Source organism: Microbacterium sp. NPDC060132 (assembly GCF_042729675.1).
Lineage (GTDB): Bacteria > Actinomycetota > Actinomycetes > Actinomycetales > Microbacteriaceae > Microbacterium > Microbacterium sufflavum.
Genome location: NZ_JBHWXU010000001.1, coordinates 1,226,379 through 1,242,479, shown reverse-complemented (window position 1 = coordinate 1,242,479; position 16,101 = coordinate 1,226,379). Strand labels below are relative to the sequence as shown.

Sequence of the window (16,101 nt, the reverse complement as noted above, 5' to 3'; positions counted from 1 at the left end):
CATGACCGTGACCGAGACCGCCCTCGTGACCACCGCCGACTCCCGTGGTCGCCGCACCCCGCCGATCCCCGGCCGTCGGCGCCGCTACACCGCCGACCAGGTGTCGCTGCCGCGCGTGATCCTGCGCACAGCCGCGGGATTCCTCGTGCTGGCGATCTTCGTGCTGCCGTACCTCGTGATGTTCTTCGGCTCGGTGAAGACCAAGGCGCAGATCCGCTCGGTCGACCCGACCTACCTCCCGACCGAGTGGCACTGGGAGAACTACCTCACGATGTGGTCGACGCCCGAGACGCCGCTGCCGTACAACCTGGTGTCGACGATCGTCATCTCGGTGTTCGCGACGCTGCTCGTGCTGCTGGTGTCGCTCCCGGCCGCGTACTACACGGCCCGGTTCACGTTCCCCGGCCGCATGGTGTTCCTGTTCCTCGTGATCGTCACGCAGATGCTGCAGCCGGCCGTGCTCACGTCGGGTCTGTTCCGGCAGTTCACCACGCTCGGCCTCGGCGACACGTGGGCCGCGATGATCTTCATCAACGCCGCGTTCAACCTGTCGTTCGCGGTGTGGATCATGCACTCCTTCTTCGCGGGCATCCCCAAGGAGGTCGATGAGGCGGCGCAGATCGACGGCGCAGGACGCCTGACGGTGCTCTTCCGCATCAACCTGCCGCTCGTGTGGCCGGGCATCGTCACCGCGATCGTGTTCACCTTCGTGGCCTGCTGGAACGAGTTCGCCGCGTCGCTCGTGATCCTGTCGACCGACAAGAACCAGCCGCTGTCGGTGGCGCTGACGAAGTTCGTGGGTCAGTACGAGACCAGCTGGCAGTACGTGTTCGGCGTCTCGATCGTCGCGATCCTGCCGGTGATCATCCTGTTCATGCTGATCGAGAAGCGCCTGGTCGGCGGCCTCACCGCGGGCAGCGTGAAGTAGCCCACGCGGGCGGGTTCAGGGGCGGGGGGCCGCGGCGGCGCGCAGCTGCTGCGGACTCCAGCGCACCCCGAGCGCGGCGGTGAGCGCGGCCTGCGCGGCACCGGCGGAGAGCGGGACCCGGGGGTCGGCGTAGCGGATGGGCGGCTGCTGGGTGCCCCGCGCCGGATAGCCGGACTCCTCCCGCACGCGCTCCAGGAACCGGGGTCCCAGCTCGGTCGCCGGACCGCCGATCACGACCTCGATCGGGTCGAGCAGGGCGCTGATCAGCTTGACCGCACGGGCGAGCGCACGGGCACCCTCGTCGATCTGCCCCTGGTCGGCGCGGGCGACGAGGGCGCGCACGGCCGGGAGGTCGAGCTCGTCGGTGAAGTCCTCGCCCAGCATCGGCCCGAGCGCGGCGGCGGACTCCAGGCACCCGCGCTGGCCGCACCGGCACGGGCGCGCGGCGTCTCCGAACACGACCTGCACGTGCCCGATCTCGCCCGCACGGTCGCGCGGCCCCGGGGCGAGCTCGCCGTCGAGGGTGACCGCTGCACCGACTCCGCCGCCGAGGTGCACGAACAGCCGGTATCCGGACGGCGTCTCGTCCATCCCGGCCTCGGCGATGGCTTCCGCGTCGACGTCGTTGAGCAGCAGCACGGGCGCGCCCGCGATGGCCTCGAACCGCTCGGCCAGCGGCACGTCCTGCCACTCCAGCTGCACGCTCTCCAGCACCGTCCGCCCGTCGGTGGTGCCGGGCAGCTGCACGCCGACGGCGAGGAGCCGGGCGCCGAAGCGGGCCGCCGCCTCGGCCACCGTGTCGTCGAGCACGCGGTCGCGCGTCGCGGGGGTGTAGGCGACCGTGCGTGCGTCGAGCGCGGTCCCGTCGAGCGCGACGAGGGCGACGTGCGCGCTGGTGGGCTGCACGACGAGCACGAGGATCAGGTGGTGGGCGCCGTCGACGCTCAGGGTGGTGGCGCGTTTGCCGCCGGTGCTGACGGCCTGCTCGCCCTCGACCACCAGCCGGCTGTCGATCAGCTCGGCGACGAGCGAGGAGGAGGTGGCGGCGGTGAGCCCGGTCGCCCGGGCGATGCCGGCGCGGGTCTGGGTGCCAGACGCCTGGAACACGAGCTGCAGGGCTCGGCGCAGGTTCGCACGGCGGACGGCGGCCTGGGTGTCCAGCGCGTCGTCGGTGGTGAACATGCTCACGGTCCCCCGGGGGTGGGTGCGGTGATTGACAGCGCGCACGGCGCTCCGTACGCTCGACCCAGTTAGTTTATTCATTAAACTTAGTCGTCCGGGCGGAGCGGGGAGGAACGACGTGCACTACCCCCAGATCCTAGAGCGCCCCGGCGACCGGGCACGAGTCTCGGCACCCACCCACGCGCGCGCCATCCGTGAGCGCAACCGCGCCCTCGTGCTGCGCACCCTCATGGAGCACGCGGCGGCGAGCCGCGCCGACCTGTCCCGCCTCACCGGGCTCGCCCGGCCCACGATCTCCGAGGTCGTGCGCGACCTGCTCGACGACGGCGTGATCCGCGAGAGCGGCATGAGCCAGGACGCCCGTCCGGGGAAGCCGGCCGTCATGCTCGAGTTCGACCAGCGCGCCGTGCAGGTGATCGCCCTCGACCTCAGCACTCCCGGACGGATCACCGGCGCCCTCGCGACCCCCGACGGCCGCATCGACCACCGTGCCGACGTCGCGCTGGACGACGCGGATCCAGCCACCGCGATCGCCGCCCTCGCCGTCGACCTGGCCGGGCGTGCGAGCAGCGCCCCGCTCGGCATCGGCATCGGCGCCCCGTCCGGATCGCCCGCTCTCCTCGGCCTCGGGCCGCGTCTGGCCGACGACCTCGCCCTGCCCGTGCACGTGTTCGACGACGCCGACCTGGTCGCCGACGCGGAGCTGCGGTTCGGCGCGGTCGGCACCGACTTCCTGCTCGTGCGCCTCGGCGGTCGCATCGGCACCGCGATCCGGGTGGTGGGCGACGACGGCGCGCCCGTCGAGCGGTCGATCGGCGCCCGCGAGCTCGCCCACGTCGTCGCCGGCGGAGACCCCGGCGACCGCTGCCTGTGCGGACGCGACGGCTGCGTGCACGCGTGGGCGTCGACGCCCGCGCTGCGCCGCCGTCTCGACGAGCCCGGCGCAGACCGAGACGCGGTGCTCGCCGAGGCCGGGGCGCGACTGGGCACCTCGCTCTCCGTGATCGCCGCGGCCGTCGACCTTCCGTCGATCCTGCTGAGCGGACCGTCCGACATCGCCACACCCGCGTTCGTCGAGGCCACGGCGACCGCGGTCCGCGCGGCGTCGCACCCCTCGCTCGGGCCCGCGGTCGCCTCCAGCACGCTCGACGACGCGGTGCTGCGCGGGGCCGCCGCCCGCGTGGTCGCTGCAGCGTTCAGCCCCCGCTGAGCCCGTCCCGCCGACACCCTGGCCCTCGCGGACCCTCCCGTCGCGAAGGGTGCAAGACTCGAGCGGTGCGCGTCTGCGCGCGGAAGCAAGCGACCCCACGGAGGCACCCATGAAGGCACTGGTGATCGGCGCGACCGGCAGCATCGGCGGCGTGGTGGCCGCGACCCTGGAGACCCGCGGCCACCAGGTGATCCGAGCCTCCCGCAACGGCGATGAGCGCGTGGACGTGACCGACCCGTCGTCGATCCGCGAGCTGTTCGCGCGCACCGGACGCCTCGACGCGGTCGTGGTGGCCGTCGGCTCGGTGCCCTTCCGGCCGCTCGGCGACCTGAGCCGCGACGACTACCTCGCGGCGTTCACGGGCAAGACGCTCGCCCAGCTCGACGTGGTGCGCGAGGCCCTTCCCGTCGTCGCCGACGGCGGCTCGATCACGCTGACCAGCGGGGTGCTCGCCCGGGAGCCCCTCGCCACCGGCGCCGCCGCCGCGATGGCCAACGGCGCCCTGGAGTCGTTCGTGCTCACCGCCGCCGCCGAGGCGCCGCGCGGCATCCGCATCAACGCCGTCTCCCCCGACGTGCTCGCCAACTCCCCCGGCTACTTCGACAGCTTCCCCGGCCACCGCCCCGTCACCGACGAGGAGGTGGGTCGCGCCTACGTGCGCGCCGTCGAGGGCGTCATCACCGGACGTGTGCTCGCGGTCTGACCCCCGTCAAGGGGGCCGCGCCATGCGCGTCCGTGACGCAGGATGAGAACATGACCGACTCCCGTCTCTCGACCCGCCCCTGGCTCGCCGCGTACGCGGAGGGCGTCCCCGCCGAGATCGACGAGCCGACCCAGACGCTGCCGCAGATGATGGCGGCGAGCGTCCGCCGGTACGGCCGCCGTCCCGCGCTGGAGTTCTTCGGCGCGGTGACGACCTACCGCGAGCTCGGCGCGCAGATCGACCACGCGGCGGAGGGTCTGCGGCGCCTCGGGGTGAGCGCCGGCGACCGGGTCGCCCTCGTGCTGCCCAACTGCCCGCAGCATGTGGTCGCGTTCTACGCCGCGCTCCGCCTGGGCGCCATCGTCGTCGAGCACAACCCGCTCTACACCGCCCGCGAGCTGCGCCACCAGTTCGAGGACCACGGTGCCCGCGTCGCGATCGTGTGGGACAAGGTCGCCGACACGATCGACGGCTTCCCCGACGACGTGCGCGTCGACCACATCGTGAGCGTCGACATCACGACCGCGATGCCGTGGTCGAAGCGGTTCCTGCTCCGACTGCCCCTTCCGAAGGCCAGGGAGTCGCGGGCCAAGCTCACCGGCGCACCGCGCGCACGCCACGTACGGCCGTGGAAGGGGCTCCTCGGTCACGGCCGCATCTCCCGCCGCGTGCCGGCGCCCGCACTCGGCGACACCGCGCTGCTGCAGTACACGAGCGGGACGACGGGCACCCCGAAGGGGGCGATCCTCAGTCATGCGAACCTCCGCGCGAACGCGATGCAGGGTCGCGCCTGGGTGCCGGGACTGCGTGACGGGGAGGAGACGTTCTACGCCGTGCTGCCGCTGTTCCACGCCTACGGCATGACGCTGTGCCTCACCTTCGCGCTCAGCATCGGCGCGACCGTGGTGCTGTTCCCCACGTTCGACCTGGGCCTGGTGACGACGGCCGCCCGCACGCGCCCGCCCACGTTCCTGCCGGCCGTGCCGCCCATCTACGACCAGCTCGCCCGGGCGGCCGGACGCGGCACCATCGACCTGTCCCGCGTGCGCTTCGCGATCTCCGGGGCGATGAGCCTGCCCGTCGCGACCGTGCGGCGCTGGGAGGACGCGACCGGCGGACTGCTCGTGGAGGGGTACGGCATGACCGAGGCGTCTCCCGTCGCGCTCGGCAACCCCATGGGGCCCACGCGACGACCGGGCACCGTCGGCGTGCCGTTCCCCAGCACCGAGATCCGGCTCGTCGACCCCGACGACCCGGAGAAGGACGTCCCCGCCGGCGAGCGCGGGGAGCTCTTGATCCGCGGTCCCCAGGTGTTCCAGGGGTACTGGCAGCGCCCCGGCGAGACGGCCGAGGCGCTGCTCCCCGGCGGTTGGCTGCGCTCGGGCGACATCGCCGAGGTCTCGCCCGACGGGTTCGTGACGATCGTGGACCGCCGCAAGGAGCTCATCATCACGGGCGGCTTCAACGTGTCGCCCAGCGAGGTGGAGGATGCGCTCGACGCCCACCCCGATGTCGTGGCGGCCGCGGTCGTGGGCCTGCCGCGGTCGAGCGGCGGTGAGGAGGTCGCGGCGGCCGTGGTGTTCCGTGAGGGTGCGGTGCCGGACGTCGAGGCGCTGCGCGACTTCTGCCGCACCCGGCTGACCGCCTACAAGGTGCCGCGCCGGATCGTCGCGGTGGATGAGCTCCCGCGGTCCCTCATCGGCAAGGTGCTGCGGCGCGAGGTGCGCGACCGGATGCTGCGGGACCGCTGAGGTCAGCGGCTCTCGGCGGCCTCGGTGTGGTGGCGGATGACCTCGGCGACCACGAAGTTGAACCACTTCTCCGCGAACTCGGGGTCGAGGTGCGCCTCTTCGGCGAGCGCGCGCAGCCGGGCGACCTGCTGCTCCTCGCGCTTCGGGTCGGACGGGGGCATCGCGTGCTCGGCCTTGAGGTGCCCCACCTGCTGCGTGGCGCGGAACCGCTCGGCCAGCATGAAGATCAGCGCCGCATCGATGTTGTCGATGGTGGCGCGCAGACGGAGCAGCTCGGCCTTCGGATCCTCTACGGCGGTCATCCCCCCACTCTAGGGGCGAGGGGCACCCCTGACCGGCGGGGGCCCAGCGCTATCGTGTGCACATGAGCAACGACGAGTCGCCGGCCCCCGCCTCCCACGACGACGCGCTCCCGCAGCCCTCGGACGCGGCCCCGGCACCCGTCGATGCCGCGCTCCCCGGACCGCCCGACGCCGCGGCTCCCGCGACCACCACGACCCCGCCGCGTCCGGTGGTGATCGAGCCGACCACACCCAGCCGCTCGTTCTGGACGCGCATCGACCGGCCGTTCGTGTTCGGCTTCCTGGTGACCCTGGGCGGTCTCGGCGCGTTCGTGATCGGCCTCGCCCTGTGGAACCTGTCCACCGTGCTCATCTACATCGCGCTCGCCCTGTTCGGCGCGCTCGGCCTCGATCCGGCGGTGCGCTTCCTGGAACGGCGCGGCCTCTCCCGGGCCATCGCCGTCGTCATCACGATCGTCGCCCTCATCGTGGTCTTCGGTCTGGTGCTGTGGATGATCATCCCGATCGTCGTCGACCAGATCGCCGAGTTCGTCCGGTCCGTCCCCGGCATGGTCCAGGACTTCAGCGGAACCGACCTCTACAAGACCCTCAACAACCAGTTCGGCGACCAGTTCCAAGACCTCGTCGGCGAGGTGCAGAGCTTCCTGTCCGACATCGGCAACCTCGCCACCATCGGCGGCGGAGCCCTCGCGGTGGGCGCCTCGATCGCCTCCGGCATCTCCGGCGCGATCGTGGTGCTGGTGCTGACGCTCTACTTCCTCGCGACGCTCCCGGCCATGAAGCAGGGTCTGCTGCGCCTGGCGCCCGCGCGCGACCGGGACCGCGCGAGCGACATCAGCGAGCAGATCACCGACTCCGTGGGCGGCTACGTGATGGGCATGGTCGTGCTGGCGTTCTGCAACGCGACCCTCGCCCTCATCCTGTACGCGGTGCTCGGCCTGCCGTTCCCGCCGCTCATGGCCGCGATCGCGTTCTGCGTGACGCTGATCCCCCTCGTCGGCTCTGTGCTCTTCTGGATCATCGGCACGGGACTCGCACTGTTCACCAACCCGATCGCGGCGCTGATCTTCGCCGCGATCTACCTCGTCTACATGCAGATCGAGGCGTATGTGCTCACCCCGCGGGTCATGAACCGCGCCGTGGCCGTGCCCGGCTCGCTCGTGGTCATCGGGGCGCTGGCCGGCGGCACGCTGCTCGGTCTGCTCGGCGCCCTGGTCGCTGTGCCCGTGACCGCGTCGATCCTCATCATCATCAAGCAGGTCCTGGTTCCCCGCCAGGACGCCCGCACCTAGCCTCGGCACGCACACGGAAGCGCCCGGCCCCGCGAGGGACCGGGCGCTTCCGTCGAGCTCAGCTCAGGCGAGGTCGTTGTCGGCCAGCCACTGCTTCGCGATCTCCTCCGCCGACTTCTTGTCGACCGTGCTCTGCACGTTGAGGGCCACGAGCTCCTCGGCCGTCAGCTTCTCGCTGATGCCGTTGATCACGTCGGCGATCTCGTCGGCCACATCGCTCGACGCGATCGGCACGACGTTGGACGCCAGGATGATGTTCTCCGGGTCTTCCAGCGACACGATGTCCTCGGTCTGGAACGCCGGGTCGGCCGAGTAGATGTCGGCCACCTGGATCTCACCGGCCAGCAGCGACTCGAGCGTGGTCGGGCCCGTGGCCGAGAACGCCAGGTCCACGCCGTAGACCTCCTTGGCCTTCGCGGGGCCGTAGGGGCGCTGCTCGAACTCCGGCGCCGCGCCGATCGTGACCGGGGTGGTGACCTTCGACAGGTCGGCGATCGTGGTGAGGCCGTTCTCCTCCGCGAAGCTCTTCAGCACCGTGTAGGTGTCCTGATCGGTCGCCTCGGCGTAGTCGAGGGCGGTGAGGCCGTCGGGCAGGGTCTCCTGCAGTGCGGCGTAGACGTCTTCCGGGCTGGTGGCGGTGGCGTCCTTGTCGAGGTACTCGAGCAGGTTGCCCGTGTACTCCGGGAACAGGTCGATCGCGCCGGACTCCACGTCGGGCATGTAGGCGTCGCGCTGACCGATGCTGAACTTGCGCTCGACGGTGAAGTCGGCCGCCTCCAGCGCCTGGGCGTAGATCTCGGCGATGATCTCGTTCGAGTAGTACGCCTGCGAGCCGATCACGATGGTGTCGCTGCCACCCGAACCGGAGTCCTCCGTGGGGGTGTCGAGCGGGTTGCTGCTGGTGCAGCCGGCGAGGACGAGCGCTGCGGCGATCGCGGCGCCGCCGGCGAGGGCGAAGCGGGACGTGCGTGCGGTGAACATGGGACTTCCTCTTCTCTGGGACCTGCGGATGCTGTGGTTCGGACGGATGCTGTGGTTCGGACGGATGCTGTGGTTCGGACGGATGCTGCGGCCTCGGTGGCGCTGTGGTTCAGGCGGTCGCCGGAGCGGGCGCGGCGACGGGCGCCTTGGCCCGGCGACGCTGCGGACGGGTGCGCACGCCGCGCGGGACGGCGGCGTGCTGCGCGAGGGCGAGCAGGAGGTCGACGATGAGGGCGAGCACCGCGACGAGGATCGCGCCGCCGAGCACCTGATCGAAGCGGCGCAGGGGGATGCCCTGGATGATCGGCCAGCCGAGACCGCCCAGGTTCACGTAGGCGGCGATCGTGACCGTGGCGATGACCTGCAGGAGCGCCGAGCGCAGGCCGCCGACGAGCAGCGAGAGCCCGAGCGGCACCTCGACCTTCCAGAACACCTGCCACTCGGTCATGCCCATGGCCCGCGCCGCGTCGAGCACCCGGCGGTCGATGGCCTCGAGTCCGGTGTACGCGCCCGCCAGCAGCGACGGGATCGCGAGCAGCACGAACGTGATGATCGCCGCGAGCGGGGTGCGCAGCACGCCCAGCAGCAGCACCAGGAGCACCATGAGGCCGAACGACGGGATGGCGCGCGCCGCCCCCGAGACCGCGACGGCGATCTCCCGACCGCGACCCGTGTGCCCGATCAGCCACCCGAGCGGCACGGCGATCACCGCGGCGATCACCACCGAGACGACCGTGTAGTAGATGTGCTGCCCGAACAGCACCGGCAGCGAGTACGCGCCCTGCCAGCGGTCGGGCGAGAACAGCCACGCGAAGGCCTCCGCGAACAGGTTCATGCGGCCGATCCGATCGCCGCCGTGCGGCCGACCGCCGCCTTCGTCGCCGTCTTGGTGACCGCTCTCGTCCAGGGCATGAGCGCCCTGCCGACCAGGAGGAGCAGCAGGTCGACGATCAGGGCGATCACGACGACCGCGACCACGCCCGCGAAGACCTCCTCGATGATGCGGCGCTGCAGACCGTCGGTGAACAGGTACCCGAGGTTGCGCACGCCGATCAGGATGCCGACCGTAGCGAGCGAGATCGTGCTGACGGCCGTGACCCGCAGCCCCGCCAGGATCACCGGGCCGGCGAGCGGGAACTCGACAGCCCAGAAGCGGCGGAACGGTGCGAAACCGGTCGCCGTGGCGGCCTGCCGCACGTCGTCGTCCACCGAGTCGAGGCCGTCGGCGACCGCGCGCACCAGGATGGCGACCGCGTAGATCGTGAGGGCGATCACGAGGTTCGGCTCGCTGATCGCGGAGTAGCCCAGCACCGCGGGCAGGAGGATCAGCAGCGCGAGCGAGGGGATCGTGTACAGCAGGCCCGTGAGCGCGATGATCGGGCCGCGCACCAGGCGGTAGCGCCAGGCCACCCACCCGAGCGGCAGCGACAGCACGAAACCGAGCACGATCGGCACGACGCTCTGCCGCAGATGCGCGACGGTGAGGTCGAGGATCAGGCCGAGGTTGTCGACCGCCCAGTTCACGGGGCCGCCTTCGCCGCGGCCGCCTCGTCGACCACGTCGTCCGGGGCATCGACGATCGCGCCCTGGGTGCGGCCCTCGGAGTCGACCACGACCGTGCCCCGCGGCGTCTGCTTGAGGTGCAGCGCCCGGCGGCCACGGTCGGCGCCGATGAACGCGGAGACGAACTCGTCGGCCGGATTCTCGATGATCTCGCTCGGGCTGCCCACCTGCACGACCCTGGCGCCCTTGTCGAGGATGACCACCTGGTCGCCCAGCAGGAACGCCTCGTCGATGTCGTGCGTGACGAACACGACCGTCTTGTCGAGCTCGTGCTGCAGCCGCAGCGTCTCCTGCTGGAGGTCGGCGCGCACGATGGGATCGACCGCGCCGAAGGGCTCGTCCATCAGGAGGATGTTCGGGTCGGCGGCGAGACCGCGGGCCACGCCGACGCGCTGCTGCTGCCCGCCCGAGAGCTGGCTCGGGTAGCGGTCGGCCAGAGCGTGGTCGAGGCCGACCGTGGTCATCAGCTCGCGCGCCCGCTCGTGCGCCTCCTTGCGCTTCACGCCGTTCAGGCGCAGCACGGTGGAGACGTTGTCGATCACGCTGAAGTGCGGCATGAGGCCGGAGTTCTGCATGACGTAGCCGATGCGGCGGCGCAGGGCCACCGGGTCGCCGGCGAGCACGCTCTCCCCGTCGATCTCGACCTCGCCCGACGTGGGCTCGACCATGCGGTTGATCATGCGCAGCAGCGTGGTCTTGCCGCAGCCGGACGAACCGACGAACACGGTGGTCTTGCGCGACGGCAGCACCAGGCTGAAGTCGTTCACCGCGAGCGTCCCGTCGGGGAAGCGCTTGGTGACGTTGCGGAACTCGATCATGAGGGGTTCTCTCCGACGGTCGTGCGGGCGAGGGCGCGGCTCAGGCCGACACCTCGACGCCCGGGGCGAAGGCGACGTAGCCCGAGAAGTCTTTTCCGACGCGGTCGAACGCCGACGGGTACGGGTGCGGGTACGACCAGGCGAGATCCTTGTGCAGCTCTCCGTCGGCCTCGATGGAGTAGTACTGGCACTCGCCCTTCCACGGACACGTGTACGGCGTGGGGCTCTCGACGAGCACGTCGGGCGAGACGGATGCGGGCGGGAAGTACCAATTGCCCTCGATGCGGATGAGGTCGTCCTGTGCGGCCTCGGCGATCACGGTTCCTGCGAGTACAGCCTTCATGGTCCTGCCTCCTCGGATGTGGGTTCGAGCGTATAAGACGCGTCCGACATCGGGTGATGCCTTGCGCGCGGGGTCGTCAATATGAGAAACAATCCGGATCGTGTTCGGTGCGGTCGCGGGATCGGATTGCCCGGCTCACGCCGAGTCGCGCCCGTAGCCCTCCAAGAGTCGCAGCCAGATCTCGCTGATGGTCGGGTACGAGGGCACCGCGTGCCACAGGCGCGCGATGGGCACCTCGCCCACGATCGCGACGGTCGCGGCCTGCACGAGCTCCGCCACCTCCGGGCCGACAAAGGTCGCCCCGATCACGACGTCGCGGTCGGTGTCGATCACGAGTCGCGCCTGCCCGGCGAACCCGTCCTCGTACAGGCTCGCGCCGGCGACCCACCCGAGGTCGTAGTCCACGACCTGCACGGCCGTGCCCGCCTCGCGCGCCGCGGCCTCGGTGAGTCCGACGGAGCCGACCTCCGGGATGGAGAAGGTGACCTGGGGGACCGCGGCGTGATCGGCCGTCGCGGCGTGCCGGCCCCACGGGGCGTCGTCGACCTCGCCGCCGTTCGCCCTGGCCGCGATCACGTCGCCCGCCGCCCGCGCCTGGTACTTGCCCTGGTGGGTCAGCAGCACCCGCCCGTTCACGTCGCCGACCGCGTACAGCCAGTCCACCCCGGGCACCCGCAGCGTGTCGTCGGTCTCGATCCAGCGTCCGGGTTCGAGCCCCACGACCTCCAGGCCGATATCGGCGCTGCGCGGCGAACGGCCGGTCGCGACGAGCACCTCGGCGGCCGTGACCTCCTCGCCGCTGTCGAGCGTGATGGTCACGCCGTCGTCGCCGCGGCGCACCGCCGTGGTGCCGGTGTTCGTGCGCACGTCGACGCCGAGCTCTTCGAGGCCGGCCGTCACGCGCTGCCCCGCGAACGGCTCCATGCCGCCCAGCAGCCCGCTGCGCGCGAGCAGGGTCACGCGCGAGCCGAGGGCGGCGTACGCCGTGGCCATCTCGACCGCGACGACACCGCCGCCGATCACCGCGAGGCTCTCCGGCAGCTCTTCGGCGCTGGTGGCCTCGCGACTGGTCCACGGGGAGGCCTCGCGGAGCCCGTCGATCGGCGGGATCACGGCGTCGGAGCCCGTGCTGATCGCGACCGCGTGCCGGGCCCGCAGCACCCGGGTGGCGCCGTCGGCGTCGGTCACGGTGACCTCGCGCTCGCCCGTGAGACGCCCGTGGCCGCGCGCCAGGTCGATGCCGGCCGACTGCAGCCACGACACCTGCCCGTCGTCCGACCAGTTGCTCGTGAAGCTGTCGCGGCGCTCGAACACGGCCCGCACGTCGAGCGTGCCGGTCACCGCCTGCGACGCCCCGGCCACGTGCTGCGCCGCCCGCAGCGCCTGCGCCGAGCGCAGCAGCGCCTTCGACGGCATGCACGCCCAGTAGGAGCACTCGCCGCCCACCAGTTCGCTCTCCACGATGATGGCGGTGAGCCCGCCCTGCACGGCCCGGTCGGCGACGTTCTCGCCCACCGGCCCCGCACCCACCACGATCAGGTCGTACTCGTCGGTCTTGTCGGCAGTCATGCGTCGCACCTCTCCGTCGCCCGTGTCAGGCAAGTCTTGCTCATGACGAACGTCGAGTCACGGGCGCGTTGTTCCCGCCGCGCCGAAACTGCTCGGAGACGAGACGCTCCGGTCGCGTCGGCGCGCGACGGCGACCGGAGCGGCGGACGACGTCAGGCGACGGCGGCGCGCTCGCGCGTGTCCGCGAACGCCCGCGGGTACGCCCGGCGCAGCGCCACCACGATCAGCGTGGCCGCGGCGACCTTGATCAGATCGCCGGGGAGGAACGCGAGGGCCGACAGCGCGGTGAGGTCGAGCGGCACTCCCGTGACGAGGGCCTGCACGGGGATGCCGAACGCGTACACCACGAGCACGCCACCGACGAGCGCGGAGAGCGCGACCCGCCACCACGCCGGGCGACCGGTGCGCAGGACGAGCCCGATCACGACGACGCCCGCGATCCAGCCGAGCATGTACCCCGCGGTCGGCCCCACGAACACGCCGACGCCGCCGCGCCCGCCCGCGAGCACCGGCAGGCCGATCGCGGCGAGCGCGAGCACGACCAGGATCGACAGCGGGGCGACGCGCGGCCCGAGGACGAGTCCGGCGAGCATGACGCCGAGGGTCTGCGCGGTGATCGGCACCCCGCCGGGCAGCGGCACGACGACCGTGCCGAGCACGATGATGAGGGCGGCGAAGACGGCGATGCGGCCGAGCGTCGCACCGGTGTCGCGGGAGGTGGGGGTCATCGGGTGTCCTTCCTGAACGGTGTTCACCTGAACACCGTTCAACAGAGTAGGGAGGCCGATGCCCTCCGCGCAAATCACTCCGCGTCGGGAACGAGCACGACCTTTCCGCGCTGACGGCGATGCTGGATGGCGTCGTGCGCGGCGGCGGCATCGGTCAACCGGAACACGTCGGCGGGCGGGTCGACCCGCCCGTCGGCCACGGCCGCGAGGGCCGCCGTCTCGAGCGCCCGGAGGTCGGCGATGGCCCGGCCCAGCGGCACGGTCACGGTGAGCGAGTTCTGCACGATGTCGTCGCCGTCGACACGGAGGAGTTCGCCGCTCGACCATCCGATGATCACGACGCGGGAGCCGCGCCCGAGCGACTCGAGCGCCGCGCGTCCCGTCGGACCCCCGACCCCGTCCAGCAGGACCGTCGGCACCGCGCCGTCCAGGAGGCCGGTCAGACGATCCGGCCACGCGTCGTCGGTCGCATCGAGCGGCAGCAGGCGCGCGGCGGAGTGCTCGACCCGACGCCCGAGCTGCGCCACCACCGCGCGCTTCGCCTCGCCACCGTAGAGCGCGACCACGGTCGCCCCGACCGAGAGCGCGAGCTGCGCGACCTGGCTGCCCAGTCCGCCCGAGGCACCGGTGACCAGGACCACGTCGTCCGCGCCGATCTGCGCCGCCTGCCACACGAGCTGCGCCGTGCGCCCGCTGCCGATCGCCGCGACCGCCTGCGGGAACGGCACGTGCGCGGGCACCGGGTGGAGCGCAGCAGCCGCCGCGAGGGCGAACTGCGCATACCCGCCGCTGCGGAAGCCGACGTGCGCGACCACCCGCGCGCCGAGAAGGTCGGCGTCGACGCCCGCACCCACCGCATCGACGATCCCCGCGACCTCGCGCCCCGGGGTCATCGGCAGCACGGGGCGCGGCATCGACGGGGGCGCCGCGTCGCGCCGGATATCGAGGTCGACCGCGTGCACGCCCGCCGCCGCGACGCGGATGCGCACCTCGCCCTCGCCGGGCTCCGGTACCGGCACCCGTTCGATCCGCAGCACGTCGGACTCGCCGAACTCGCGCTGCACGATCGCCGCCATCGTCGCCACCGGCGCCGCGCCGTCTCCACCCCGCCGAGCGGCCGTCGTCTCCACACCCGTCACGTTCCCGCCCCTCACATCCGTGCCCGTCGTGCCCGTACCCGTCATGTCCGCACTCCTCCCGCTTCCGCCTGCCATCGCTTCTCCCGCTCTCCTCGATCCCGCGCTCCCCGGATCCGCCGTGCGGAGGATCCGGGTCGCCAGATCACGCGCGCGCCTCCGTGCTGGCACCCCCGGCGCGAACCCTCGGCGCGAGCACGGCGGCCGCCAGCGCGAGCAGCGCCGCCAGCGCGAACACACCGAGGAAGGGATCGGCGGCGGCCAGCGCGAGGAAGACCATGCTCGTCACCGCGAGGGCCAGCGCGCTGCCGAACGAGTCGGCCACCGTCATCGCACCGCTGTTGAACCCCTGCGTCTCCGGGGTCGACAGGGCGAGGGTGAGCGCGCTCGACCGCGGGCTCATCAGGCCCATGCCGGCCCCCGCCACCACCCACGCGGCCGCGATCAGCACCGCGTCCGCCTCGAACGCGGTGATCGCGACCGTCAGCAGGATCCCCCCGAGCACGAGAGCCGTCCCGAGGCGCACCGCGGTCACGCTCGACAGCCGCATGCCCATCCGCCCCTGCACGGTCGCGGCGAGCGACCACGCGAGGGCGCCGCCGGTGAGCGCGAGCCCGGCGACCGTCGGCGTCATGGCGTAGCGGTCGGTGAGCAGATACGGCAGATAGATCTGCGCACCGAAGAACGCGGCAGCGGCGAGACCGCGCACCAGGATCACCGACGGCAGGCCGCGCACGGCCCGCAAGGTGCCGCGCGGGACCAGCGGTCGCACGGCGATGAGCGCCACGACGACCGCGACGACGGCCAGCGCCGGGCCGACGCCGGGCACGTCGCCCACCAGGTTCAGGGCGAGCACCGCGACCGCCGCCAGCACCGACCAGCCGAGCCGGGCGACCGCCCACGGCGTCGCCGCGTCACCCTCGTTCGACAGCCCCCGCAGCGCCGGCACGATCATCAGCAGCGCGACGAGCACCAGCACGACGACGCCGAGGAAGACCCAGTGCCAGCTCCACAGCTCGGTCACCGCGCCCGCGATCGTGGGGCCGATCAGCGAGGGGATCACCCACGCGGCGGCGAACCCGGCGAAGATCGCGGGGTGCAGCGCCTGCGGATAGACCCGGGCGACCACCACGTACAGCGCCACCATGAGCCCGCCGCTGCCCAGGCCCTGCGCGAACCGGCCGGCCACCAGCACCTCCATGCTCGGCGCGAGTCCCGCGATCAGGAGGCCGACCACGAACAGCGCGATCGAGGAGTACAGCGGGGCGACCGGACCGCGTCGATCCGCCCAGTTGCCCGCCGCCACCATGCCGATCACGCTCGTGGCGAGCGGTCCGGCGAAGGCGAGCGCGTACAGCCGCCCGCCGTCGAGGTCGGCGCTCACGGCGGGCATCACCGTCGTCACCGCCAGCGACTCGAACGCGCCGAGGAACACCAGGGCGCACGCGCCGATCGTGATCCACACGTACTCGCCGCCGAGGATGCGGGGGGTGGGTGGCGTGGGTGGCGTGGACGGCGCGGCGCGCCCGGTCTCGGTGGTCATGAGGTCGACCGTAGAACCTCAAGTTTCCTTGAGGTCAAGCGGATGACGCGCA

At 72.3% G+C, this 16,101-nt stretch carries 16 protein-coding genes; 5 read left to right on the top strand and 11 right to left on the bottom strand.

All coding sequences use genetic code 11. The features are described 5' to 3' along the window. The first annotated feature begins 1 nt into the window (after nucleotide 1). Nucleotides 2-928, top strand: coding sequence for a carbohydrate ABC transporter permease (locus tag ACFWCH_RS06205; RefSeq protein WP_205814344.1), 927 nt, complete (start codon nucleotides 2-4; stop codon nucleotides 926-928). A 15-nt stretch (nucleotides 929-943) separates the two neighbouring features. Here ACFWCH_RS06205 and ACFWCH_RS06200 read toward each other — a convergent pair whose 3' ends face one another. Next, nucleotides 944-2,110 carry an ROK family protein gene (locus tag ACFWCH_RS06200; protein WP_247638084.1) on the bottom strand — a complete coding sequence of 389 codons (1,167 nt, stop codon included), beginning with the start codon at nucleotides 2,108-2,110 and terminating at the stop codon, nucleotides 944-946. A gap of 118 nt (nucleotides 2,111-2,228) precedes the next feature. Here ACFWCH_RS06200 and ACFWCH_RS06195 point away from each other — a divergent pair, with 118 nt between their 5' ends. The 3 genes from ACFWCH_RS06195 to ACFWCH_RS06185 all read left to right on the top strand — a co-directional run bounded on the left by ACFWCH_RS06195 (nucleotide 2,229) and on the right by ACFWCH_RS06185 (nucleotide 5,774). After that, nucleotides 2,229-3,320 (top strand): ROK family transcriptional regulator, encoded by a 1,092-nt coding sequence (locus ACFWCH_RS06195; protein ID WP_247638083.1) that lies wholly within the window; start codon nucleotides 2,229-2,231, stop codon nucleotides 3,318-3,320. A gap of 109 nt (nucleotides 3,321-3,429) precedes the next feature. Then, nucleotides 3,430-4,023 (top strand): short chain dehydrogenase, encoded by a 594-nt coding sequence (locus tag ACFWCH_RS06190; protein WP_378803141.1) that lies wholly within the window; start codon nucleotides 3,430-3,432, stop codon nucleotides 4,021-4,023. A 50-nt stretch (nucleotides 4,024-4,073) separates the two neighbouring features. Beyond that, complete coding sequence (locus ACFWCH_RS06185) at nucleotides 4,074-5,774, top strand: long-chain-fatty-acid--CoA ligase (RefSeq protein WP_378803140.1); 1,701 nt, start codon at nucleotides 4,074-4,076, stop codon at nucleotides 5,772-5,774. Nucleotides 5,775-5,776: 2 nt separating this feature from the next. On the opposite strand, the gene ACFWCH_RS06180 is transcribed toward ACFWCH_RS06185, so the two are convergent. After that, the gene (locus ACFWCH_RS06180) at nucleotides 5,777-6,076 is read right to left on the bottom strand and encodes a chorismate mutase (RefSeq protein WP_136033320.1); all 300 of its coding nucleotides are present in this window, start codon (nucleotides 6,074-6,076) and stop codon (nucleotides 5,777-5,779) included. Between the two features lie 62 nt (nucleotides 6,077-6,138). Between ACFWCH_RS06180 and ACFWCH_RS06175 the strand changes: the two genes are divergently transcribed. Then, on the top strand, nucleotides 6,139-7,368 hold the full coding sequence (locus ACFWCH_RS06175) for an AI-2E family transporter (protein ID WP_378803139.1): 1,230 nt from the start codon (nucleotides 6,139-6,141) through the stop codon (nucleotides 7,366-7,368). A 63-nt stretch (nucleotides 7,369-7,431) separates the two neighbouring features. On the opposite strand, the gene ACFWCH_RS06170 is transcribed toward ACFWCH_RS06175, so the two are convergent. The 9 genes from ACFWCH_RS06170 to ACFWCH_RS06130 all read right to left on the bottom strand — a co-directional run bounded on the left by ACFWCH_RS06170 (nucleotide 7,432) and on the right by ACFWCH_RS06130 (nucleotide 16,049). Next, on the bottom strand, nucleotides 7,432-8,349 hold the full coding sequence (locus tag ACFWCH_RS06170; protein ID WP_136033312.1) for an ABC transporter substrate-binding protein: 918 nt from the start codon (nucleotides 8,347-8,349) through the stop codon (nucleotides 7,432-7,434). A 109-nt stretch (nucleotides 8,350-8,458) separates the two neighbouring features. Next, the gene (locus ACFWCH_RS06165) at nucleotides 8,459-9,184 is read right to left on the bottom strand and encodes an ABC transporter permease subunit (protein WP_206252085.1); all 726 of its coding nucleotides are present in this window, start codon (nucleotides 9,182-9,184) and stop codon (nucleotides 8,459-8,461) included. Then, on the bottom strand, nucleotides 9,181-9,873 hold the full coding sequence (locus ACFWCH_RS06160) for an ABC transporter permease (RefSeq protein WP_136033308.1): 693 nt from the start codon (nucleotides 9,871-9,873) through the stop codon (nucleotides 9,181-9,183). Before ACFWCH_RS06160 ends, ACFWCH_RS06165 begins: the two co-directional genes overlap by 4 nt. Beyond that, nucleotides 9,870-10,730, bottom strand: coding sequence for an ABC transporter ATP-binding protein (locus tag ACFWCH_RS06155; RefSeq protein WP_136033305.1), 861 nt, complete (start codon nucleotides 10,728-10,730; stop codon nucleotides 9,870-9,872). The genes ACFWCH_RS06160 and ACFWCH_RS06155 overlap by 4 nt, the downstream gene beginning before the upstream one ends. 40 nt (nucleotides 10,731-10,770) lie before the next feature. Continuing rightward, on the bottom strand, nucleotides 10,771-11,073 hold the full coding sequence (locus ACFWCH_RS06150) for a DUF427 domain-containing protein (RefSeq protein WP_136033303.1): 303 nt from the start codon (nucleotides 11,071-11,073) through the stop codon (nucleotides 10,771-10,773). A gap of 135 nt (nucleotides 11,074-11,208) precedes the next feature. After that, entirely contained in the window at nucleotides 11,209-12,642 is a 1,434-nt protein-coding gene (locus ACFWCH_RS06145; protein ID WP_136037447.1) for an NAD(P)/FAD-dependent oxidoreductase, read from the bottom strand. A gap of 152 nt (nucleotides 12,643-12,794) precedes the next feature. Further along, the gene (locus ACFWCH_RS06140) at nucleotides 12,795-13,370 is read right to left on the bottom strand and encodes a biotin transporter BioY (RefSeq protein ID WP_136037448.1); all 576 of its coding nucleotides are present in this window, start codon (nucleotides 13,368-13,370) and stop codon (nucleotides 12,795-12,797) included. A gap of 74 nt (nucleotides 13,371-13,444) precedes the next feature. After that, nucleotides 13,445-14,554, bottom strand: a complete 1,110-nt coding sequence (locus tag ACFWCH_RS06135; RefSeq protein ID WP_378803138.1) for an SDR family NAD(P)-dependent oxidoreductase — start codon at nucleotides 14,552-14,554, stop codon at nucleotides 13,445-13,447. Between the two features lie 97 nt (nucleotides 14,555-14,651). Beyond that, the gene (locus ACFWCH_RS06130; protein WP_378803137.1) at nucleotides 14,652-16,049 is read right to left on the bottom strand and encodes an MFS transporter; all 1,398 of its coding nucleotides are present in this window, start codon (nucleotides 16,047-16,049) and stop codon (nucleotides 14,652-14,654) included. Between the last annotated feature and the right edge of the window lie 52 nt (nucleotides 16,050-16,101).